20 protein-coding genes are annotated in these 21,571 nt (G+C 39.7%); 14 read left to right on the top strand and 6 right to left on the bottom strand.

The genetic code is table 11. The annotated features are described in order from the left end of the window. Positions 1 to 55 precede the first annotated feature (55 nt). From hemA to Q4597_RS03745, 7 genes are all read left to right on the top strand, one after another. Positions 56 to 1,312 carry a glutamyl-tRNA reductase gene (gene hemA, locus Q4597_RS03775; protein WP_215436442.1) on the top strand — a complete coding sequence of 419 codons (1,257 nt, stop codon included), beginning with the start codon at positions 56 to 58 and terminating at the stop codon, positions 1,310 to 1,312. Beyond that, positions 1,309 to 2,892, top strand: coding sequence for a hydroxymethylbilane synthase (hemC, locus tag Q4597_RS03770; RefSeq protein WP_303404774.1), 1,584 nt, complete (start codon positions 1,309 to 1,311; stop codon positions 2,890 to 2,892). Before hemA ends, hemC begins: the two co-directional genes overlap by 4 nt. Before the next feature lie 59 nt (positions 2,893 to 2,951). Further along, positions 2,952 to 3,986 (top strand): uroporphyrinogen decarboxylase, encoded by a 1,035-nt coding sequence (gene hemE / locus Q4597_RS03765; protein ID WP_303404773.1) that lies wholly within the window; start codon positions 2,952 to 2,954, stop codon positions 3,984 to 3,986. A 16-nt stretch (positions 3,987 to 4,002) separates the two neighbouring features. Continuing rightward, entirely contained in the window at positions 4,003 to 4,554 is a 552-nt protein-coding gene (locus tag Q4597_RS03760) for a GNAT family N-acetyltransferase (protein WP_303404772.1), read from the top strand. A gap of 118 nt (positions 4,555 to 4,672) precedes the next feature. Further along, entirely contained in the window at positions 4,673 to 5,575 is a 903-nt protein-coding gene (gene hemF, locus Q4597_RS03755; protein WP_303404771.1) for an oxygen-dependent coproporphyrinogen oxidase, read from the top strand. Positions 5,576 to 5,593: 18 nt separating this feature from the next. Continuing rightward, entirely contained in the window at positions 5,594 to 5,755 is a 162-nt protein-coding gene (locus tag Q4597_RS03750; protein ID WP_289037988.1) for a hypothetical protein, read from the top strand. Continuing rightward, the gene (locus Q4597_RS03745; protein ID WP_303404770.1) at positions 5,752 to 6,411 is read left to right on the top strand and encodes a hypothetical protein; all 660 of its coding nucleotides are present in this window, start codon (positions 5,752 to 5,754) and stop codon (positions 6,409 to 6,411) included. The genes Q4597_RS03750 and Q4597_RS03745 overlap by 4 nt, the downstream gene beginning before the upstream one ends. Here Q4597_RS03745 and Q4597_RS03740 read toward each other — a convergent pair. Next, the gene (locus tag Q4597_RS03740) at positions 6,398 to 9,040 is read right to left on the bottom strand and encodes a DEAD/DEAH box helicase family protein (RefSeq protein WP_303404769.1); all 2,643 of its coding nucleotides are present in this window, start codon (positions 9,038 to 9,040) and stop codon (positions 6,398 to 6,400) included. The genes Q4597_RS03745 and Q4597_RS03740 overlap by 14 nt on opposite strands. A gap of 69 nt (positions 9,041 to 9,109) precedes the next feature. On the opposite strand from Q4597_RS03740, the gene hemB reads away from it, so the two are divergent. The 6 genes from hemB to Q4597_RS03710 all read left to right on the top strand — a co-directional run bounded on the left by hemB (position 9,110) and on the right by Q4597_RS03710 (position 16,094). Next, the gene (gene hemB, locus Q4597_RS03735; protein WP_215436460.1) at positions 9,110 to 10,099 is read left to right on the top strand and encodes a porphobilinogen synthase; all 990 of its coding nucleotides are present in this window, start codon (positions 9,110 to 9,112) and stop codon (positions 10,097 to 10,099) included. Positions 10,100 to 10,119: 20 nt separating this feature from the next. Further along, positions 10,120 to 11,451, top strand: a complete 1,332-nt coding sequence (locus Q4597_RS03730) for a serine hydrolase (protein ID WP_303404768.1) — start codon at positions 10,120 to 10,122, stop codon at positions 11,449 to 11,451. Between the two features lie 51 nt (positions 11,452 to 11,502). After that, a complete protein-coding gene (locus Q4597_RS03725) occupies positions 11,503 to 12,609 on the top strand; it encodes a CNNM domain-containing protein (protein ID WP_215436464.1) in 1,107 nt (368 codons plus the stop codon). A gap of 39 nt (positions 12,610 to 12,648) precedes the next feature. After that, on the top strand, positions 12,649 to 13,125 hold the full coding sequence (locus Q4597_RS03720) for a methylated-DNA--[protein]-cysteine S-methyltransferase (protein ID WP_303404767.1): 477 nt from the start codon (positions 12,649 to 12,651) through the stop codon (positions 13,123 to 13,125). A gap of 320 nt (positions 13,126 to 13,445) precedes the next feature. Next, positions 13,446 to 15,245 (top strand): DUF4153 domain-containing protein, encoded by a 1,800-nt coding sequence (locus Q4597_RS03715; protein ID WP_303404766.1) that lies wholly within the window; start codon positions 13,446 to 13,448, stop codon positions 15,243 to 15,245. A gap of 135 nt (positions 15,246 to 15,380) precedes the next feature. After that, positions 15,381 to 16,094, top strand: a complete 714-nt coding sequence (locus Q4597_RS03710; RefSeq protein ID WP_303404765.1) for a 3'-5' exonuclease — start codon at positions 15,381 to 15,383, stop codon at positions 16,092 to 16,094. A 5-nt stretch (positions 16,095 to 16,099) separates the two neighbouring features. Here Q4597_RS03710 and Q4597_RS03705 read toward each other — a convergent pair whose 3' ends face one another. Further along, complete coding sequence (locus Q4597_RS03705) at positions 16,100 to 17,074, bottom strand: endonuclease/exonuclease/phosphatase family protein (RefSeq protein ID WP_303404764.1); 975 nt, start codon at positions 17,072 to 17,074, stop codon at positions 16,100 to 16,102. Positions 17,075 to 17,150: 76 nt separating this feature from the next. Between Q4597_RS03705 and hflX the strand changes: the two genes are divergently transcribed. Then, complete coding sequence (gene hflX / locus Q4597_RS03700; protein WP_303404763.1) at positions 17,151 to 18,362, top strand: GTPase HflX; 1,212 nt, start codon at positions 17,151 to 17,153, stop codon at positions 18,360 to 18,362. Between the two features lie 888 nt (positions 18,363 to 19,250). Here the strand turns inward: hflX and Q4597_RS03695 are convergent. The 4 genes from Q4597_RS03695 to Q4597_RS03680 form a co-directional block, all read right to left on the bottom strand. Then, complete coding sequence (locus tag Q4597_RS03695; protein WP_215436478.1) at positions 19,251 to 20,171, bottom strand: DUF3078 domain-containing protein; 921 nt, start codon at positions 20,169 to 20,171, stop codon at positions 19,251 to 19,253. Between the two features lie 66 nt (positions 20,172 to 20,237). Continuing rightward, positions 20,238 to 20,744, bottom strand: a complete 507-nt coding sequence (locus tag Q4597_RS03690) for a DUF2480 family protein (protein WP_303404762.1) — start codon at positions 20,742 to 20,744, stop codon at positions 20,238 to 20,240. Between the two features lie 8 nt (positions 20,745 to 20,752). Continuing rightward, entirely contained in the window at positions 20,753 to 21,082 is a 330-nt protein-coding gene (locus Q4597_RS03685; RefSeq protein ID WP_215436484.1) for an SUF system Fe-S cluster assembly protein, read from the bottom strand. Between the two features lie 52 nt (positions 21,083 to 21,134). Then, positions 21,135 to 21,557: a SufE family protein gene (locus Q4597_RS03680; protein ID WP_215436486.1), complete on the bottom strand. Its 423-nt coding sequence runs from the start codon at positions 21,555 to 21,557 to the stop codon at positions 21,135 to 21,137. Positions 21,558 to 21,571 lie beyond the last annotated feature (14 nt).

Here is a 21,571-nt window from a genome sequence, read left to right as displayed (position 1 = left end):
GTTATTTTTATAGCGTTAAGCCTCTTATTTTTGTTTCCGCTTTGAAAGAGCTTTCATGAAAGATTACCACATTTCAAAAAATAACTCGTTCTACACCATTGGTTTAAGCTATCTAAAAGCTGATGCCGAGGTTCGTGGCAAATTTAGTTTGGACGATGCCGCTATGGAACGCATCCTATCCAAAGCTGGTGAATTGGGTATTGACGGGCTTCTAGTGACCTCTACCTGTAACCGAACGGAATTGAACGGTTTTGCACAGCATCCTTTTCAACTTATAAAATTACTTTGTGATAATACCGCCGGCTCTGTTGAAGAATTTCAAGAGGTAGCCTACGTGTACAAAAACAATGACGCCATTAGCCATCTTTTTAGAGTAGGCACAGGATTGGATAGTCAGATTTTAGGTGATTTTGAAATTATAAGCCAATTAAGGGCAAGTTTTAACCGTTCCAAAAAGCACGGTATTGCCAATCCGTTTATAGAGCGACTTTGCAATTCGGTCATTCAGGCCAGTAAGCGCATCAAGAACGAAACGGAAATTTCCTCTGGCGCTACATCGGTCTCTTTTGCATCGGTACGGTACATTATGGAAAATGTTGAAAACATTTCAGAAAAGAATATTTTACTTTTTGGTACTGGAAAGATTGGCAGGAATACTTGTGAAAACCTTATCAAGCATACCAAAAACACACATATTACCCTTATTAACCGTACCAAGGACAAAGCGGAAAAAATTGCCGGTAAATTTCAATTGGTAGTTAAGGACTATGGGGACCTCCAAACTGAAATTAGGTCTACCGATGTATTAATTGTTGCTACGGGAGCACAATCCCCAACAATTTCAAAAGATCTTATCCACACCAAGAAACCTCTTTTAATCTTAGACCTTTCCATTCCCAAGAATGTTTCGGAAACGGTAGAAGAACATGATAACGTTACTTTGGTACATTTAGATCAGCTTTCCCAAATTACGGACGATACGCTCGAAAGAAGAAAACAGTTCATTCCAGAAGCGGAAGTTATCATAGACGAGGTAAAAGGAGATTTCATCCAATGGCTTGAAACCCGAAAATTTGCCCCTGTCATTAAAGCCCTGAAGCAGAAGCTCAAAACCATGAAAGACGAAGAAATGGACTATCAATCCAAAAAACTATCGGACTTTAACGAGCAACAGGCAGATGTAATATCAAACAGAATCATTCAAAAAATAACGAAGCAGTTCGCAAATCATCTTAAAGACGATAATGTCGATTCAGACACTAGTCTAGAACTTATTCAAAAAGTCTTTCAACTCGAACTCGACACTCCATGAGCAAGGTCATACGAATTGGTACACGCGATAGCGAATTAGCGCTATGGCAAGCAAATACCGTCAAAAACAAACTCAAAGCTTTAGGCCATAAAGTAAAAGTAATTTCCGTAAAATCTACAGGCGACCTTGTTCTTGACAAGCCGTTGTACGAAATGGGCATTACCGGTATTTTTACCAAGACCCTAGACGTTGCTATGCTGAACGATGATATTGATATTGCCGTTCACAGCATGAAAGACGTGCCTACCGCCCTGCCACAAGGTATTGTTCAGGCAGCGGTTTTGGAACGCGCCAACTTTCTGGATATCCTTGCCTTTAAAAAGAACGAAGAATTTCTTGGGGAAAGGGATGCAATCATTGCTACCGGAAGTCTCAGAAGAAAAGCCCAATGGCTTAATAGATATCCTACCCATACCGTGGTAGACCTTCGCGGAAACGTTAACAGTCGTTACCAAAAACTTGAGGACAACGATTGGAACGGCGCCATATTCGCCGCTGCAGGTCTGGAGCGTATTGGTCTGGAACCGGAAAATACAATTGGACTTACATGGATGGTACCTGCCCCTGCGCAAGGAGCTATTATGGTGGTGGCCAAAGAAGAAGATGAATTTGTTCGTGAAGCCTGTGCAGAACTAAATCATAGGCCCACGGAAATATGTACGCAACTAGAACGTGAGTTTCTTCGTATTTTAGAAGGAGGCTGTTCGGCGCCCATAGGTGCGATTGCTACCATAAACAAAGAGAACGAAGTAACCCTCAAAGGTGTACTTTTAACCGTAGACGGGAAGAAAAAGCTAGAAGCGGAATTTACTGCGCCATTGGGCAAACATTCCTATCTGGCAAAAGATTGTGCAAACAGTATTCTTAGCCGTGGCGGCAAGCTATTGATGACTAATGCAACGGGCAATGTAGAAAACACTAAAATATTTTCCACAAGGAACCTAACACCCGCCCAAGAAGAACTTTTTGATGCGGATATTAAAGTAAAATCGGAAGATTTCATTAAAATAAGCCCGAACCGAATTTCTACACTTGTATTGAAAAAAGAAATTCAAAATGTAGTGCTTACCAGTCAGAATGCTGTAGAGGCACTTATCAAGAGCATATCTCCGGAAGAGCTGAAATTTAAAAATATTTATTGTGTTGGAGGAAAGACCAAACGCATGATAAAGAAATACATTGGTCCTGTTACTCATCAGGAAAAAGATGCTAAAAAATTAGCCGAGTACTTAGTAGAGTATATGGAAGGTGCCGAGGTTACTTATTTCTGCAGTAACCTAAGGCTTGATGATCTGCCCGCTATACTTGCTGAAAACAACATTAAAGTTAATGAGATAGAGGCATACACCACCAAGCATGCACCGGCAGAAGTTGAGGAAACTGTTGAAGGTGTAATGTTCTTTAGTCCATCTACGGTTACGAGTTATTTGCAAAAAAACGCACCTAACAAAACAGCGTATTGTATTGGAGAAACTACGGCTACCGAAGCAAAGAAACACTTTGGAACGGTTCACGTAGCCAAAATACCCACTGTAGAAAGTGTTATTGAACTGGTGAACCAAACCTACGGAAAGCATTAATTATTTTTACGAATAGAACCACGAACGGACGTTCCGTTTCATGGGGTTAACTTATATCTATGTCACTAAAGAACGACCTATTTCTTAAGGCCCTTAAGGGCGAAACAGTAGACCGTCCACCCGTGTGGATGATGCGTCAAGCAGGAAGATACCTTCCAGAGTTTATGGAAATCAGAAAAAAGTATGATTTCTTTACGCGTTGTCAGACCCCGGAACTAGCCTCTGAGATTACGGTACAGCCCATCCGCAGATATGGAATGGATGCCGCTATTCTTTTTAGCGATATATTGGTAATTCCCCAGGCCATGAATATTGAGGTGCAGATGAAACCCAATTTTGGCCCGTACCTACCCAACCCAATCCGTTCACAAAAAGATTTGGACCGTGTTATTGTTCCTGATGTAAACGATACTTTAGGATACGTTATGGAGGCTATAAAAGCTACCAAAGAAAAACTGAACGACGAGGTGCCACTTATCGGTTTTGCCGGTTCACCGTGGACCATTTTATGTTATTGCGTACAAGGTCAAGGCAGTAAAACCTTTGATAAGGCCAAAGAATTGTGCTTTACACAACCTGTAGTAGCCCATGAGCTGCTACAGAAAATAACGGATACTACCATTGCCTATTTAAAAGCAAAGGTTAAGGCCGGTGTTAATGCGGTTCAAGTTTTTGATTCTTGGGGAGGCATGCTTTCACCAACGGATTATAATGAATTTTCATGGCAGTACATTCAGCAAATTATTGATGCTTTAAAGGATGAGACACCTGTTATTGTCTTTGGTAAAGGGTGTTGGTTCGCCTTGGGCGATATGGCCAAATCCGGTGTTTCGGCATTGGGTGTAGATTGGACATGTTCCGCAAGAAATGCACGTTACCTGACCGGAGGAAAGATTACGCTTCAAGGTAATTTTGACCCAGCTAGATTGTTATCGCCACCATCGGAAATAAAAAAGATGGTTACGCAAATGATCAACGAGTTCGGGAAAGACAGTTATGTGGTAAACTTGGGTCATGGCATTTTACCTAATGTTCCCGTAGAAAACGCAAAAGCGTTTATAGATGCGGTAAAAGAGTGGAAACCTGTAAGCTAAATAAAGTTTGAGCTCTATGGAAAATGAGAACAGCCCAATTGCCATTTTCGAACAGTTTTCCATAGAACCCATACATGAAAAGTACGCTTGGCGCATTTGCGATTTCGTAACCGTAAACAGCAAACGCCTACAACGCTATTTTCCAAAAACGCTGGCCCAGAACCTAACACCTACCCTTTCTCAAATTTTTGTAGAGCAGAAAGTCCGTGAGTACCAAAAAAAGGAAGAATTCTTATTTGTTCTCAAGGATACTGAAAGCCGTAAAGTAACGGGTTTGGTGTACATCAAAGAATTAGATTGGGACAAAAAACAAGCGGAACTGGCCTATTGTATCGGTTACGACTACGAAGGCAAAGGAATTACTTCCAGGGCAACAAAAATTTTATCCCAATACGCCATACAGGCTCTAGGTCTTCAAAATCTTCAAATAATTGTACATAAAACCAACTTAGGAAGTGTTAGAGTAGCAGAAAAATGCGGTTATATTTGGCAAAAAACACTTCTAAAGGAACATACACCACCCAATGAAGATGCATTGGACATGGAGCTGTACGAGCTAGGAGCTTAAGAACCGTTTCAAAATTCACAATAATCCTTCTAAAAAACTTTTTGTAGTCCGTATTACTTTATAGCTTCCTCTGTAAATCGTAAATTTACAGTCAATTCGCACAAAACTATTTCTCTTCATGAAAGACAAATTCTTTAGTTACATCCAAAACCTTCAAGATACGATTACCTCCAAATTAGAGGAAATAGACGGGAAGGCCAAGTTTCAAGAAGATATATGGAAAAGACCCGAAGGCGGTGGAGGACGTACCAGAGTTATAGAGAATGGTGCCGTTTTTGAAAAGGGAGGCGTAAACATATCTGGTGTACATGGCGCTTTGCCCCAAAGTATGCAGGCCTATTTTGGCGTTGAAGATGCAGATTTTTATGCCTGCGGATTAAGCTTGGTGCTGCATCCCACAAACCCTATGGTACCGACCGTACACGCAAACTGGCGCTATTTTGAGATGTATGACAAAGAAGGCAATATAGTTGACCAGTGGTTCGGTGGCGGTCAGGATTTAACTCCCTACTACTTATTTGATGAAGATGCCGTTCACTTTCACACGGTCTGTAAAACAGCCTGTGATGCCCATAATCCAGAATTCTATTCCACCTATAAAAAGAAGTGCGATGATTATTTTTGGAATGCCCACAGAAATGAGGCTAGGGGTATAGGCGGGCTCTTCTTTGACTATTGCAAAGCTACCGATGAGATGCGTATGGATAACTGGTACGATTTTGTAACTGAAGTAGGAAACAGCTTTTTGGAAAGTTATGTACCGATTGTTTTAAAACGAAAGGAACAGGAATATTCCAAAGAGCAACGCGATTGGCAAGAGGTACGAAGAGGACGTTATGTTGAGTTTAACCTTGTTCATGATAAAGGCACATTGTTCGGTCTGAAAACCAATGGAAGGATTGAAAGTATATTAATGAGCTTACCACCACATGTACAGTGGCGTTATGACCATAAACCTGAAAACGGGACAGAAGAATACCGATTGGTAGAAATATTAAAAGAACCAAAGAATTGGGTCTAGACCTCTAATGGCCAAATTATGCCTAAAAAAGGAAAAGCAAAAAATACTGTAAACAAAGCCAAGCACACCAAGCTTTTAAATCGAAAAAAAGCCAAGCTTAAATTAGAAAAGGAAACGCGCAAACAGCGTTTGAAGGAGATTATTAAGCAGGGCCAAAATAAAAACACTCCATCTTCGTGAAGACCTTTAATCTCACTTCCTATTTAATTAGTCTAGGCAATCTTTTACTAAAGGTAGTATTGGTAGCGTTACTTATTGCCTTATTTACTTCTTGTAATCCCCAGCAAAAAGCAAAAAGCGATATAGAAATTAGCTTTACTCCTGATACCTTAAATGTAGGGTATACATACTGGTGGGAAGAATCCGGCCCTTTTATTGGATATTGCGGTAAAGAATATGCCCTTGTATTTTCAGGTACGGTGGTAGATTTAAAAAAGGCCAACCACGATGCCGCACCACTCTACATTTCTCAAAAAGGAACCATAGCCTTAGACGAAGTATACAAGATAAAGGAGATGGGCACTAACAGTTATGCAAGTCAAAAATATTTTACAACGGATTGCTTTAATCATACGGATGTTACGGTTGGCGACAAAGTTCTTGTTTTCTGTTATGATTATGAGGGCGAACTTGTAATTCCGGGAAACAACTCCATTCTAAACATAAAAGGATTAGATCACCCACTTGTTGGAGCTACAAAGCGATTTATAGATGCCGATGAAAACCCGATTGAAATTAAAGAGGACTCCACTTTATGGTCTGCCTACGGATACCGGCAACAACTAAAACAAATGATACGGTGCAGAGAAAATACCGAACGTATTATTTCCAAGTAATCGCCTTTTCCGAAACTTCTTTAAATTGATATACTACATGGGCAAGGCGAGCTTTAAGCAATTCTTTTCTACCCGTTTGCGTTCTAGTATACAATAGTTTGGAACCATCTACATGCTTCTTCCAAAAGCTATGGAACTTTTGGGCATCCGCTTTTCGTCTACCCAAATCCTGAGGTACCACATAATAATTACGAATACCCCATTTCCGCTTTAACCAATTGCTATTGACCATTAAATATCTTGGATTTTCAACAGGGGCCAATATCTCATACATTAGGTTTACAAAAAGCGTACTTTCATAATTACTAGCGCCCTTCAGATAGCAAACAAATGCACCATTAGCATTCTGTTCGGCCACTACAGAAATACCAGAAGGACCCGAATGAATCTGGTTGGTTTTACAGAGGTAGTCCAACAAAGCGGCGCCTATTTTTTTGGTCTTTTTAAAAGAATTTCCAAACAAGAAATATAGCTTTAATGCTTTGTAAGTTTTTGGGGCAAAACCAATAAGTACGCCTGCCAGCAAAAAATATACAAACTGAAAAATACCCTTATTTAATAATGTTCCTATATTCTTCATAAGAAACTCAGGGAGAAACAGGCCCAAACCCGCTACCACTTCAATAATTAAATACTGTGCAGCATCTACAGAACGCATCCTCTTTACTTTTCTAAAGGGAGTTTTATGTGTATAAGGAACCTTAATTTCACGCACCAGCACACTGCCCGTTTGAATAGCTTGCTGCCATCGCCCTCCAAGATTCTGCCTATCGGAAGCATTTTGTACCATGGATCCGTTCAAATCCTCCAAAGTGCTATGTTCATCAAAATGGTCTGGAAGTTGTAACCTGTCCAATCCGTTTTCAATATAGGGCTCTCCCTGAATGGATACACCGGAAAAAGCGGTGAACCTGCGTTTTAGTTTTTCCAAATCCTTTCCGCCATCACTTACCGTTGGATCTAAACAGGCCAAGTGCCATATATTTCCGGTTTTGGTAGGCTCGTTAACATCTGTTCTGATTGCCCTGCCACGCATCTGATTAGAAGAAACAAAAGAGCCAACGTACGAAGCCAAAACCAAACTGTTGATAGCCGGGGCATCCCAACCTTCGCCGAGAAGAGATTTAGTACCAATTAGTATTTTTATTTTTCCTTTCTGAAAAAGCTCCGTTACCGCGGCAACTATGTTGTTTTTAGCGTTTCCAAAAGCCGATATCGTAATAAAATCAGCATCCGCAGCCATGGGTTGCTTGCCAAAAGCCCCTTCTCCCAGGACCTTTTCAAAATCTTCAACAATAGCTTTGTGCAGCACCACCAAAGACCCTGTTAGTATGGCCAAGTGCTCCTTGTGTTTGGATTTGATCCGTAAGAATTGAAAAATAGAGACTACTCCAAGTTTATTAAGAACTCCCGTGGCTTCACCTGTGTAATCAAGAAATTCCTTTCTTATAAAATCGGTTAGCACCACAGCTTTTAATCGCTCTCCCAAATTTTCATACTCCTTCTCAAGAATAGCATGTATGCTATTCAATTTACTAGGGCTGCTGGCCAATGAGCGGTAGAGTTGCTCGTCGCCAATAAAATTTACCCTCTTCTTCTCGTACACTCCAATTCTTCCCAGCTGTTTTTCAATAGCTTTCAATTGTTCCTCATAAGCTCCTAAAGCTTCTCTTTGAGCCACCAACAATTCCTGCAGAAGGATTTCAATCCACTCATATGTTAACTCCGGAAAGTCTACCGCTTTGTCTTCAAAACCAAGAAACAGTAGTTTCTCTTTATCTATCTGAACTCCGGCAGAATTCAAGAATATTAACATTGCGGATAGAAACGATGGTTTCCCGTAAATTTCCTCAAGCGTGTCTTCTGTATTTTTGTAAAACGGATGTTCTAAAAGCAGATTTTGAAAATCAATATCAGCTTTCAAATCACTAAGAAACTGAATAATATTCTCTCGGTATTCTACGATGTATCGTATTTGTGCTTCGGACGGTTTGGAGAAATAAACAAAATCCTGGTGCGGACAAAGGTCCCCGTTCTTGACAAGGTCTGGCACGGCAATTTCATCATCTATTGGCCCGCAGAGATCAAAATACTTATTTAACTCCGCACTAGAACTATCGTACGGTGGGGTTGCAGTCAATGCTATTACCGTTAAACCCTCAATTTCCTTTAGGGCCATCAAACATTTATACCATTCGTTTTTTAAATGGTGTGCCTCATCTAGTACTAAGGTTTCTATACCGTTTTCCCTAATGAATTTCAGAAGAGAATGATTTTCTTCGTCGGCCAAGCGCTTGTTTAATGCATGTAAGGACTGGTATGTAGAAAAGGTGAGAAGTTTGGGTTCCTTGATGTTCATAGAAAAGTCCGCGAACCCCGAATCCTTCAAAAAGAACGATACCAATCGGTCTTTCCACTGGTTCCTAATGGTTAAAGTAGGAGCCAAAACCAAGGTCCGCTTGTTGACCCTTCTTAGTACTTCCAGACCCAAAATGGTCTTTCCAGACCCCGGAGGTGCTACCACATGTAAATGATGGTCTTTAATATGCTCCTCAAAATGGTCCAGAAAATTTTGCTGATAGCTTCGCCATTCAAATTTAAATTTCAGACTATGGATCAATTCGGTCAAGAGTTGGTTTGTTTTGGGGTTTTTAGGAGGATAATAAGTAACTTTGGCTATTCAAAAATAGGTAAAAGCATGTATCCACTTAGAAGAAACCGCAGGTTAAGAACAAACGACTCCATTAGACATTTAGTACGTGAAACCATTTTATCGCCAAAGGATTTTTTGGTGCCTCTTTTTGTAACCGAAGGTAAGGGCATAAAAGAAGAGATCGACTCTATGCCTGATTATTATAGATTGAGTCTTGACCTACTTTCTGCCGAAGTTAAGGAGCTTTGGAGTATGGGCCTGCACGCCGTTCTTCTATTTGTAAAAGTGCCCGATAATTTAAAGGACAACAAAGGCACCGAAGCCTTGAATGAAAACGGACTGATGCAAAAGGCCATCAAGACCGTTAAAGATGCCTGCCCGGGAATGTTGGTAATGACCGATGTAGCCATGGACCCTTATTCTTCCTTTGGCCATGACGGTATTGTAGAAAACGGTCAGATTCTGAATGACGAAACTGCGGAGTTTCTTGCCGAAATGAGCGTTTCCCATGCTTTGGCCGGGGCTGATTTTGTTGCACCAAGTGATATGATGGACGGTCGTATTCTTTCCATTCGTGAAGCGTTAGAAGACGAAGGCCTGGTAAATACGGGAATCATGAGCTATAGTGCCAAATATGCCAGTGCCTTTTATGGTCCTTTTAGAGATGCTTTGGATTCTGCACCAGTCGATGTTAAAAATGTACCAAAAGATAAAAATACCTATCAAATGGATTATGCCAACCGGTTCGAAGCCTTAAAGGAAACCGAGATGGATATTGATGAAGGTGCTGATATTGTTATGGTAAAGCCAGGTCTTTGTTATCTGGATATTGTACGTGAAATTCGTAATGAAGTTGATGTTCCCGTTGCGGTCTACCAAGTTTCAGGGGAGTATGCTATGGTCAAAGCTGCCGCCGAAAAAGGTTGGTTGGACCATGATGCCGTGGTTATGGAACAACTGACGGCTATAAAACGTGCCGGGGCCAACATCATCGCTAGTTATTTTGCCAAGGACGCGGTAAGGCTGTTGGACTAGTTTTTATTAAAAGAGCAGATTTGAGAATTGTATCGTTTGTATTCCTTTTTATATTTCTCCAGCCATTACAAGCGCAGGAAGGCACTAAAACGCCTTTAAATTTAGGAATAAAGGATGCCTTAACTTATGGCACTCCCTACGATGTAGGGCTGGATTCCAGCTACATCAACACGAACGTGCAAAAAATAATAACTAACGGTATAAAAAACAACGCTTTTCCCGGTGTGCAAGTACTAGTTGCCAAAAACGGAAAAATCATCTTTCATAAAGCTTACGGATATCACACTTATGACAGTATACAACCCGTGGCTTTAGATGATATGTATGATTTGGCCTCGGTAACTAAAATTACTGCTGCCCTTCCTGCCCTCATGAAATTAGTGGATGAAGGAAAACTTGATTTGGACGCTCCGTTCAGCAACTACTGGAAACGTTGGAAAAAAGAAAAGGATAAAAGAGATATTACGCTTCGGGAAATTCTGGCCCATCAAGCCGGACTACAACCTTACATTATTTTTCTAAATGAGGTTTTTAAAAAGAATAAAAAACTTAAACGGCGTTTTGTTCATAGTTCCCCAAACCTCAGATTTCAAAATCAGGCATATGATGGCTTGTTCGTTAAAAACAAGTTCAACAAGAAAATGTATCGTCTTATTGACCGTTCAAAAGTATCTGCTGAAAAGAAATACAAATATTCGGGACTTGCATTTCTCATATTTCCGCAACTAATAGAGCAACTTACCGGAGAGTCCTATGACTATTATTTGGAGAAGAATTTCTATTTACCGCTGAATGCCCCCTCTATGGGGTTTAAACCAAAAACCAAGGACTTTACCAATTTTATCGTTCCTACAGAGGTAGATACCCTTTTTAGGCATACGCTGACCCAAGGTTGGGTCCACGATGAAAATGCCGCACTTTTAGGTGGAATATCCGGTAATGCCGGGCTTTTTGCTACGGCAACAGATTTGGCCAAATTGATGCAAATGTACATGCAATATGGCGTCTATGACGGCAAGCGCTACATATCTGAAGCCACCGTAAAGGAATTTACAAGAGTTCAATTTCCCGAAAATGACAATCGTAGAGGTCTTGGTTTTGACAAGCCTTCATTGAACAACTCGGAACTGCCCCTGTCCAAAGCTTATCCGGCCCCAGAAGTAGGTGCCAGTAGTTTTGGTCACAGCGGTTTTACAGGAACATTCGTTTGGGCAGACCCAGAAAATCAACTGGTATATATTTTCCTTTCCAATCGGGTAAACCCTACTAGAGATAACAGAAATCTTTATAACCTAAATATTAGACCTGCAGTGCAGCAGGTATTTTATAAAGCCACATTACCAAGCAAATAAGATTACAAGATTGTACTTTAATTGGTATATTCGTTACACTAAAACTCATTCATGGGCTTATTAATTTTTTACGCTTTAATTTCAATTTTTATTTCGTTTCTCTGCTCCATACTTGAAGCGGTGCTCTTGAGCATTAGCCCAACCTTTGTAAATGTTAAGAAGAAGGAAGGCAAAACCTATGCAGTTACCTTAGAGGAACTAAAGCAGGACGTAGACAAACCCCTTATTGCCATTTTAACGCTAAACACCATTGCCCATACCGTGGGTGCTATTTTGGTGGGTGTTCAAGCCAAAGTTGCCTATGCAGAGATGTACGGTTCATCTACGCGAAGCATATTTGGGGTAACCTTTACCGAGGATTTAATGGTTGGGGCGGTATCTACTATAATGACCATTCTCATCTTAGTGGCCTCGGAAATTATTCCTAAAACCATTGGCGCCACCTATTGGAGGCAGTTGGCCAATTTTACCGCAAAAGCACTCAACATTATGGTGGTTGCCTTAAAATATACCGGACTTTTATGGCTCCTACAGCTTTTCACTAAACTTGTGGGCGGCAAAGGACACCATGGAAGCGTTTTAAGTAGAGAAGATTTTACCGCCATGACCGATATGGCCCGCGAAGAAGGTGTTTTTGAAAAATCCGAATCTACTATCATAAAGAATCTGCTACGTTTTGACCAAGTTCTGGTCAAGGATGTAATGACCCCACGTGCAGTGATGAAAATTGCTTCGGAAAATAAAACGATTGCGGAATTTTTTGAAGATAATCCCAAAATGCGTTTTTCACGGATTCCTGTATATGGCGAAAAAATGGATCATATAGATGGTTTTGTGCTAAAGGATACTATTTTAGAGGAAATGGTTAATGAAAACGGAAACACCCCATTATCCGAAATAAAACGGGAAATCCTAATAACCGAAAGGAACACCCCTATACCTCGCCTCTTTGATACCTTTATCGCCAAACGGGAACATATTGCCCTAGTTGTAGATGAATATGGATCGGTAAGCGGGTTAGTCACTATGGAAGATGTGATTGAAACCCTTCTAGGACTTGAAATAATGGACGAGAGCGACAATGTGGCCGACTTGCAGGAACTAGCCCGAAAAAATTGGAATACGCGTGCAAAACGCTCAGGAATACTTGACAAGTAGGTTTTAATCAAGAAGCAACGCACCCCAAAATACTCTAGTATGGAAATCGCTTATATCAGCACTCCGCTTGGTACGGCAAAACTTGAAGGCGATGGCAACGGCTTAGCGGCCATTACCGTTTTGGATGAGGATAAAAGCCTATCCGTTGATGTTCCTGTGCACCTAGTAGAAGCTGCAGAACAACTAGAACAATATTTTGCGGGTACACGAAGTGATTTTGATATTAAATTAAACCCAGAAGGTACGGATTTTCAAAAACGCGTTTGGGAGGCTCTGCTAGAAATACCTTTCGGAAAAACAGTTTCTTACTTGGACCTTTCCAAAACTTTGGGAGACGTAAAAGCTATTAGAGCCGTTGCGGCTGCGAATGGCAAAAATCCGCTTTGGATTGTGGTTCCATGTCACCGGGTTATTGGTAGCGATGGTTCCTTAACAGGCTATGCAGGAGGTCTGCACCGTAAGAAGTGGTTGTTGGAACATGAATCTCCCTTTAAACAACAAAGCCTTTTCGATTAGCACAAATCCTTTAGCATCAACTGCACAATTTGCCACCGTTTCACCAATGATTTAAGCATCTCCGACAAACTGATTAGTCGGTTTAAAAATTCGAAATCCCCTATTATAGTTACTAATGGTGTATTTCATCGATAAATATTTCTTTTTATTGAAGTGCTCACAGCTTTGAGCCTGTTCGAGAAATGTATCAACCAACCCAGCGGTTTGTTCCAACTTTTATCACCCCTATAAGATTACATGTCACAATATCCCCAAATTCAGGGAGTTATTCTAAGACAATCCGCTGTAATTTTGTGGTTAACTATTGTAAAAACTAAACTATGGCTTTTCTCTCCCTTAATGATTTAACCAGTAAAGCGCAAAGTGCTTTCAAAAGGTTTCCATTAACAATCCTCTGGGCATTATGCGGTACACTCTATGCCATATGGGTGGTAGATGCACCCAAAGAAGCAAATACAGATAACCAAACCAATATCATACTTACATTTATTTTGGGGGTAAGTTGGCTTATTGGCTCCCAGTTTTTTCTTGAACAACTTAAAAACTCTAAAAAGGCCATTTGGTTGAAACCTGTTCTGCTCTTGTTATTGTTTCTCTTCTACTGGCATTTACCCGAAGTTGATACTTTTGATGATGACCCTATTTATCTAGTCCGTTTTTTCCTGTTTTTGATTGCAGGACATTTATTCGTTCTATTCGCTCCCTTTTTATTCAAATGGAATAAGAATGCTTATTGGAATTACCTCAAAGCTGCTGGTTTTGCCATCGTGAGAAGCGGTTTTTTCTCAGGTGTACTTTATCTTGGACTAGTACTGGCCCTTTTGGCTATTGACGCGCTGTTCAATATGCGAATAGATGGCGATATATATTTTCAGTTGTTTCTTTTTTGCTTAGGAGTGGTCAATACATGGATATATCTATCGGACTTCCCAAAAAATATACATCAACAAAAAGAAATCCATTTCAATAAGGCATTAGAGGTCTTTGTCAAGTACATTCTGATTCCGCTAGTCATTCTATACCTGCTGATTCTTTATTCCTATAGTATAAAAATCTTGGTTGAATGGGAACTTCCAAAAGGATGGGTTTCCTATTTGGTCACCGCATTGGCCTTTTTAGGTTTTACCGTACAGGTCATTATAAATCCAATTCATGAAACAGTGAAGTCTTGGACTATCAAACGCTTTTATCCTTGGTTTTATATTTTGATATTACCCTTATTGGTACTTCTTTTCATTGCCATTTTTAGACGTGTTTCCGATTATGGCATCACTGAGAATCGTTACTTCGTAATACTGTTGGCCTTTTGGATCTTAGGAATTAGTCTGTTTCTTTTATTCAGCCGAAAAAAGAGTCTCCTAGTTTTACCGTTTTCCCTCTTTATTCTAGCAATACTATCATCATTTGGTTTTTGGAGTGCGTCCAGCGTGTCATTAAAAAGTCAGACACATCAGTTCCAAATCGTATACGAAAATGTACTTCAAAACAACAGATTGGCCACTTCTGACCAATACAATCAATTAACGTCCATTCTAAAATACTTGGACGATAGAAAATCGGTCAACCAACTAAACAGCATTACCGGTATCGAGATTAAGGATATTTTTAAAGATACTTTTAGCGATGAGCCGAAGGTTTATAATTGGTTCGATTCCCAAAAAGTTTTAGACTCCCTTGACATAGCCTTGGCCCCAAATGAACTCGGGTCCGAAGCCCGAAACACAAAATATTATAATTACTATGCAGACCGACAGCAAGCACAAAACTATACGCTTAAAGGGTATCATGATCTAGCGGTATTTACCATTAACGAAAATATTTCCACAAACGCCTCAATAGGAGATTACACCATAGATTATGACCATAAGAACAATTTTCTGAGCCTACTTGCACCTAAGGATAGTCTAACGCTACATGAGATTCAACTTCTCCCAAAACTTAGAGACTTGAGCAAGAGAGGAACTAATCTATATAACATTGACCCTGAACAAATGATAATGGAAGTAGAACATGAAAATATTTCGGTGAAAATAATTTTTGATGAGCTTAATTTCCGAAAAATGGGGGATTCATTACATCTAAGCAGCGCCAGAATTTTTCTTTTTCTAAAACAGAAATAATACTTCTTAGAAATGGTTTACTTATAACAACGCCCACCTTCTTAATCTGAAAACATGGGTTATTTCAATGAAATAAACGAATCTCAGCTAAAATAAGATGGCTATTTTCTTATATTTATTCAAAAAAATCCAATCATGTTAGGTAGGATAAACTTAGAGCATATTTTATTCTTAGACATTGAGACCGTTCCCGAACAGCCCAACTTTGATGCCTTGGATGAGGAAAAAAAGGAGCTATGGGAACAAAAGTCCCGATACCAACGTAAAGAAGATTATACAGCTGAAGAGTTTTATGACCGTGCCGGAATTTGGGCGGAGTTCGGAAAGATCGTGTGTATTTCAGTAGGGTATTTTCGTGTGAACGGAGAAACCAAAACCTTTAGAACTACTTCTTTTTATGGAGAAGAAGATAAATTATTAAAAGAGTTCAAAAATTTATTGAACGGACATTTTAGCTCAACCAAGCATTTGCTCTGTGGACACAATGCCAAGGAATTCGATTTTCCATACATTGCACGCAGAATGATCATTCACGGTATTGAATTACCGTACAAACTGAACCTATTTGGCAAAAAACCATGGGAAATTCCGCATCTAGATACCATGGAGTTATGGAAATTTGGGGATTATAAGAATTTTACCTCTCTAAAACTACTGGCCAATATTTTAGGTATTCCTTCTCCCAAACAAGATATTGACGGTAGTATGGTTCGTGAAGTTTATTACGAAGAAGAAGACCTAGACCGTATTGTTACCTATTGTGAGCTTGATGTAGTTACTACGGCCCAAGTTTTTCTACGCTTACGAGGAGATGAACTCCTGGACGATAGCAATATTAAAAGTATCTAGAAAAACTAAGCGTTATATTTCAATTGAATATAAACCGGAAAATGATCGCTGTACCCACCAATGTATTTGTTGCCTACGTAAGTGCGGAAGGGAGACCCCATGTATTTTCCTTCAAACTCCGTTAAAAAGTGTTCATCAAAGATATTGGCATGGGCAAAACTGTGGGTTCCCTTTTCAAAATTTAGAAAACTGTGCGAAACCATTATCTGATCAAAAAGCATCCATGACCTTTTATAGTTGGCACTACCGCGTTCTGGTGTGAGCAACTTTTCCATAGGGTTGTACAAGGTTTTGGTTTCCATAAGCGACTGTACGCTTTCGGACTTTGGGCCATCATTAAAATCACCCATGATTATGTAGTTGGGGTTGGCCTCTTGCTCCTCAATTCCGGCCATGAACTTAATTATAGTTTCGGCCGCAATAACTCGCTTATATCCGGTTTTTGAATTGCCGCTCCTTCTAGAAGGCCAATGGTTTACGAATATATGAACCACTTCATTGTTCAATTTGCCCTTTACGTACAGAATATCCCTCGTGGTATCGCGTCTTCCATCCTCTTCATAAATAAATAAAGTAATGGGCTCCGAATGTAACACCTCAAAATGGTTCTTATGATAGATCAACCCACAGTCTATACCCCTCTCGTCCGGAGAATCATAATGTACGTAACTATATTTTATATTAGCCAAAGGTTCTGCAGCCAGAAGGTCCTCCATAACCTGTTGGTTTTCTACCTCTGCTACTCCCACTAGGACTGGCGGGCTCTGGGTTTCGGAATTGCCAATCTCAGAAATGGTCTTAGCCAATTTGTACAACTTTTTTTTGTACCTTCTTAAAGACCATTTTTTGCGGCCTTTTGGCGTAAAATCATCGTCAAGGGTCTCCGGGTCGTCTACCGTATCAAATAGATTTTCTAGGTTGTAGAAGCTAATTGTATTTAAATGGCTTCCCTTTTTTTTCCTGAAAAATGAAAAAATCATAAAATTTTCGATTGGGATCTTAAAATTACGAAAATAGCTCGGTCAGTATTGCTTAAATTTGCACTTTAGTTTAGATATGTTAGAAAAGAAGACCATAGATCACGAAAAAGCCGTTTTAATCGGTATTATTAACCGCGAACAGAGCGAAGAAAAAGTTACCGAATATCTTGATGAACTTGAATTCTTGACCTACACTGCCGGTGGCGAGGTTATAGAACGTTTTGTACAGCGCATGGATGTTCCCAACCCCAAGACCCTTATAGGTTCCGGTAAGATGGAAGAAGTAGAGGCATTCGTAAAAGCGAACGATGTAGGCTCCGTTATCTTTGATGATGAACTTACCCCTGCCCAACAACGTAATATAGAAAAGTTGTTACGTTGCAAAATTGTGGACCGTACGAGCCTTATTCTGGATATTTTTGCGCAACGCGCGCAGACCAGTTATGCACGTACTCAGGTAGAACTGGCGCAATATGAATATCTGTTACCGCGATTAACGGGACTTTGGACTCACCTTAAGCGCCAACGTGGAGGTATTGGAATGCGTGGACCAGGTGAAACCGAAATTGAAACGGATAGACGTATTGTTCGTGATCGTATCTCCCTGTTAAAGAAAAAACTCCTTAAGATAGACCGCCAAATGGAAACCCAACGGGGAAACCGTGGGGCCCTGGTTCGTGTAGCTCTGGTTGGGTATACCAACGTAGGTAAGTCTACTTTAATGAACGTCATAAGTAAAAGCGAGGTATTTGCAGAGAACAAGCTTTTTGCAACGTTAGACACCACCGTACGTAAAGTGGTTATAGGTAATTTGCCTTTCTTATTAAGTGATACGGTTGGTTTTATCCGAAAGCTACCTACGCAGCTCGTAGAAAGCTTCAAAAGTACTTTAGACGAAGTTCGCGAAGCCGATCTGTTACTTCATGTTGTTGATATATCACACCCGCAGTTTGAGGAACATATAGAGTCCGTTAATAAAATCTTGGACGAAATAGATAGTGCGGACAAGAATACCATTATGGTGTTTAACAAAATTGATCAATACAAACATGCCGAAATAGATGAGGATGACCTCATCACCGAAAGGACAGAAAGGCATTTTAGTATTGAAGAATGGAAAAAGACATGGATGCAACGTGTTGGGGACCGCGCCCTATTCATATCTGCCTTGAACAAAGAAAATCTAGACGAATTTAGAAAAAGGGTTTATGACGAGGTAAGGGATATTCATGTAACACGCTTCCCGTACAACAACTTCCTCTATCCGGAACATTTGGACGAGTATTAAACTGTTTTCAAGAAATCTTTTACCGTTCATCGGACATACACAACAACTTGTATTTTTCACAACAGCCCTGCTTAGGTTCACAACAATAATTTAGAAGACCGAAGAAACCACCGTAAGTTTACAGTGTAATTAAGTGATAGCATTGACCCCAAATCGAATCTTGAACTTGACCTAAACAAGTAACGAACCCCAAACCTGTTACTTGATCAGAAAAAAATAATACCAAATTGACCAAACCTACTTGATAAAAAAACCCTCTGTACAAGAGGGTTTTTTTATACCTCCTATTTTGGTTGTTTTTTAAATCAAACTTAAACTATGCCGTTCATCGAACAATGTGGGCCGTTGATATTTTTCACAACAGCCTTGCTTAGGTTCACAACAATAATTTAGAAGACCGCAGAAACCAACGTAAGTTTACAGTGTAATTAAGTGATAGCAATGACCCCAAATCGAATCTTGAACTTAACCGAAACAAGTACGAATCCCAAATCCGGACTTGACCTACGAAAAGCTTAAAAAATTGCGACCCCAAATTGCAATCAAAAAGTACAAGTAAACCTACTTAACAAAAAAGCCCGTTAAAACGGGCTTTTTTGTTTTCTATAACCTGATTAAAAAATGGATTCTAGATGTATTTCGTCGAAGCTATGTTCATTTTAACGAGCTACACCACAAATTGAAATAGGTTCACAACAAAAGTTTAGCAATGATAGCGTTGCCTATTACATTCGTCTTGTATTTGAAACTTAGTGTACGTCCCAAATAAATTACTTAACCAAGGTTTGATTTATTGACTGTACAACCAAACTTAACTAATCCTACTTAACAAAAAAAACGCCCCAATTATCATCGGGGCGTTTTCATTATGTATGAATTAAACTTTTTTTAGAAAGAGTAGTTAAGACCAAAAAGGTAGTAGCTCTGTAGAACATTATCCAAATTGTCAAAAGACGCATTGGCATCCGAAACTAATGCATTAGCCAAACCTTCTTGTTTGTTGTCACGAAGACCAAATTCAAAACCTACACCAATTCCTTTCCAAAGCGTGTATCCAAAAGAGTTGATCCATGTCCAGTTAGAAAGATCACCGCTCTTGTAACTTTGAAAAGTAGAGAAGTTGGTCTTAAAGTTAATTGACCCCAACTGTTTTGCATAATCAACAACAATCTTAGCACCAGCAGAAGAATCGTAAGCTGCATCATTATCAGCAAAAACAAAGTTGTAGTTTAATGGGTGAATAACAACTACCATATCAGGAATAGGAGTCCAAGTAGCACCAACACCAAAATCTAAATAACCAGGGTCATTAAAGTTGTTTATGATAGATGTACGATATTCTGCCAAGGCCGAAATAGCAAAGTTCTTATTCAATTTGTAACCGTACAACGAAGTGATGTTAAAAACATCTGTTGTGTTATCAAATCCCTCCGCATCCGTAGGATCATTTTTATCATCTAACTTAACCCATTGGAAATTAGCATTGGCAGAGTTTCTCCAGAAGAACTTCTCCCTATCCAAGTTAGCGATTGCATTAACCGTAACCCCAATGTTTCCTGAAGAGTTATCCGGTGTACCTTGCGAGTACCAGTTATTAAATTTTGAAAGGTTGGCACCTATTGTACCGAACGCTCTTATTTTCCACCCTGGAAAAGCATCAATTTGTCCTTGAAGCGCATCTACCCTACCTTGAATGGCACTGATAGAGTCTTTTTTTGCAGCCTGTTCAGCTTTTAATTCATCAATTGTCTGTGCAAAACCCACCGAAAAGGTAAGTAATGCCAAAGATGTAAGCAGTAATTTTCTCATGGTATTTGTGTTTATTAATTTAGACACGCAAAAGTACTAATTGTCACTTATTTTAATAATAAATGTCTACTTTCTTTTGTACAAAGGCACGGAAGAACATGCCTCTCCATACATGAGAGATTTTACTATGGGCTGTAACTTTCCTATTATCAACACGTAAGCATTGGGCGGTACCGGTTTATTACTACAACCTTTAACAATAACAAATTTGTCCTTTAGCTCCGAAACATCTAAATCTTTTAACGTTTCTGTATAAAGTAAGGTTTCCAAATCCTCTAAAGAACCCTGAATATACCGATTGGCATAAGGGTTCAAATAAGTGGCCAATAACATATAGGCCCAGCCCGGAACTATCGCATCTGTTGAGCAATGCAGGGCAACGTAAGAATCTTTGTACTTTGCCCAGTCGTGCTCAGCGACACGGGCGCGGAATTCTTTTTCCTTTAAAATAAAACCTTCCAACAGCCATTCGGAAATATCAAAAAGCACGCGCTTTCCCGGGAGATAATAATCCTCCAAGTTAAACGTAACCAATTTGCTCTCAGCTACCCTATTAATAATTTCTTCTGCCATATCCGCTTTTATAATAAGCCCAATTCCAATTTAGCCTCTTCACTCATAAGATCTTGTGTCCATGGTGGATCAAAAGTAATTTCTACCTCTGCATCTTTAACGACGTCCAAAGACTTTACTTTTTCCTCTACCTCTGCAGGAAGCGATTCCGCAACCGGACAATTGGGAGATGTTAAGGTCATTAATATCTTCACTTCGTTATCCTCATTTACGAATACGTCATAGATTAAACCAAGCTCATATATATCTACTGGAATTTCAGGATCGTATATGGTCTTAAGTATAACTACTATTTTCTCGCCCAATTCTTGGCTATCTACTGCTATTTCTTCACTCATGTTCTTGAGATTAATTCGTTAAAGATTGAGGTTACCCTTACAAGGCATCACTCTAATTTAATTGTGTTTGGTAGGCTATGGCATATAGCTTCAATTGTTTGATCATACTTACCAAACCGTTGGCCCGCGTAGGCGAAAGATGTTCTTTAAGACCAATTTCATCAATAAAATCGGTATTGGCATCTATAATATCTTGAGGTCTTTGATTACTAAAGGCCCTTATTAAAATGGCAATTATACCTTTTGTTATAATTGCATCGCTATCCGCAGTAAAAACCAATTTATCCTCCTCTAGCTCCGCATGAACCCACACTTTGCTCTGACAACCTTTGATAATATTATCATCAGTCTTAAATTTTTCGTTGATAAGCGGTAAGCTTTTGCCCAACTCGATCATATATTCGTAGCGTTGCATCCAATCATCGAACATTGAAAATTCGTCTACTATTTCGTCCTGTATTTCCTTTATCTGCATTATCGCTATTTTCG

It is taken from the genome of Zobellia sp. 1_MG-2023, from assembly GCF_030549125.1.
In the GTDB taxonomy this organism is placed as follows: domain Bacteria; phylum Bacteroidota; class Bacteroidia; order Flavobacteriales; family Flavobacteriaceae; genus Zobellia; species Zobellia russellii.
This window is presented reverse-complemented; position numbering and strand designations above follow the sequence as displayed.

Excerpts from the sequence above, each read along its gene's own strand:
- Q4597_RS03725 (WP_215436464.1), top strand. The coding sequence starts at position 11,503 with ATGGGCTTATTAATTTTTTACGCTTTAATTTCAATTTTTATTTCGTTT.
- hemC (WP_303404774.1), top strand. The coding sequence starts at position 1,309 with ATGAGCAAGGTCATACGAATTGGTACACGCGATAGCGAATTAGCGCTA.
- Q4597_RS03760 (WP_303404772.1), top strand. The coding sequence starts at position 4,003 with ATGGAAAATGAGAACAGCCCAATTGCCATTTTCGAACAGTTTTCCATA.
- Q4597_RS03685 (WP_215436484.1), bottom strand. The coding sequence starts at position 21,082 with ATGAGTGAAGAAATAGCAGTAGATAGCCAAGAATTGGGCGAGAAAATA.
- Q4597_RS03690 (WP_303404762.1), bottom strand. The coding sequence starts at position 20,744 with ATGGCAGAAGAAATTATTAATAGGGTAGCTGAGAGCAAATTGGTTACG.
- hemA (WP_215436442.1), top strand. The coding sequence starts at position 56 with ATGAAAGATTACCACATTTCAAAAAATAACTCGTTCTACACCATTGGT.
- Q4597_RS03750 (WP_289037988.1), top strand. The coding sequence starts at position 5,594 with ATGCCTAAAAAAGGAAAAGCAAAAAATACTGTAAACAAAGCCAAGCAC.
- Q4597_RS03680 (WP_215436486.1), bottom strand. The coding sequence starts at position 21,557 with ATGCAGATAAAGGAAATACAGGACGAAATAGTAGACGAATTTTCAATG.
- Q4597_RS03720 (WP_303404767.1), top strand. The coding sequence starts at position 12,649 with ATGGAAATCGCTTATATCAGCACTCCGCTTGGTACGGCAAAACTTGAA.
- hemE (WP_303404773.1), top strand. The coding sequence starts at position 2,952 with ATGTCACTAAAGAACGACCTATTTCTTAAGGCCCTTAAGGGCGAAACA.
- hemF (WP_303404771.1), top strand. The coding sequence starts at position 4,673 with ATGAAAGACAAATTCTTTAGTTACATCCAAAACCTTCAAGATACGATT.
- Q4597_RS03715 (WP_303404766.1), top strand. The coding sequence starts at position 13,446 with ATGGCTTTTCTCTCCCTTAATGATTTAACCAGTAAAGCGCAAAGTGCT.
- hflX (WP_303404763.1), top strand. The coding sequence starts at position 17,151 with ATGTTAGAAAAGAAGACCATAGATCACGAAAAAGCCGTTTTAATCGGT.
- Q4597_RS03695 (WP_215436478.1), bottom strand. The coding sequence starts at position 20,171 with ATGAGAAAATTACTGCTTACATCTTTGGCATTACTTACCTTTTCGGTG.
- Q4597_RS03705 (WP_303404764.1), bottom strand. The coding sequence starts at position 17,074 with ATGATTTTTTCATTTTTCAGGAAAAAAAAGGGAAGCCATTTAAATACA.
- Q4597_RS03710 (WP_303404765.1), top strand. The coding sequence starts at position 15,381 with ATGTTAGGTAGGATAAACTTAGAGCATATTTTATTCTTAGACATTGAG.
- hemB (WP_215436460.1), top strand. The coding sequence starts at position 9,110 with ATGTATCCACTTAGAAGAAACCGCAGGTTAAGAACAAACGACTCCATT.